The 524-nt window shown below is 61.5% G+C and carries 1 protein-coding gene; it reads left to right on the plus strand.

What is annotated here, in order from left to right; genetic code table 11:
- Positions 1-524, plus strand: a 524-nt coding sequence (locus AC3XQU_RS22855; RefSeq protein WP_489876449.1) for a hypothetical protein, incomplete at both ends; no start/stop codon positions are given.

The following is a 524-nucleotide window of genomic DNA, read 5'->3' on the forward strand; positions in this document are numbered from 1 at the left end:
GGAATTGCTCGGCCTGGTGGAGTTGCCGTTCGATCCGGCTGTCCTTGCAGGGCAGCGGAAGTCAGCCTTCGATGAGCGCACCGATGCCGGCCGGACGGTGAAGCAGCTCAAAGGTCAGCTCGACGGGTTCCCAGAGATAGGCGACGACGTGCCTGACAAGCCGGTATCTGTCGCCGCGCTGGTCGCCGAGCTGGATACAGCCCGTGAACTGGAGGTATCGATCGAGGTCGCAAACGATGAGATTGCCACCGCCAGGAACATCTTGGCCGAGACTGACCGCGCAATCTCCGAGCTCCGCGAAAAGGAGAACCGTTGGCTGGAAAAGCTTGAGGAGACCAAGGCGCGCCTGGCTGCTCTTCCTGATCGCATAGACATCGAACCCATCCGCTCGCGGATCGACAACGCGGAGACGATCAATGCCGGTGTTCGTCGGAAGCAGGAGCGGCAGCAAGTCCTCGACCAGTTGGAAGACTGGCGGGAGAAGCAGGAAGCGCTCACTGCCCGGATCGCCGAACTCGACAAGA

The sequence above is a fragment of the Telluria sp. AZSoR62 genome (assembly GCF_058111565.1).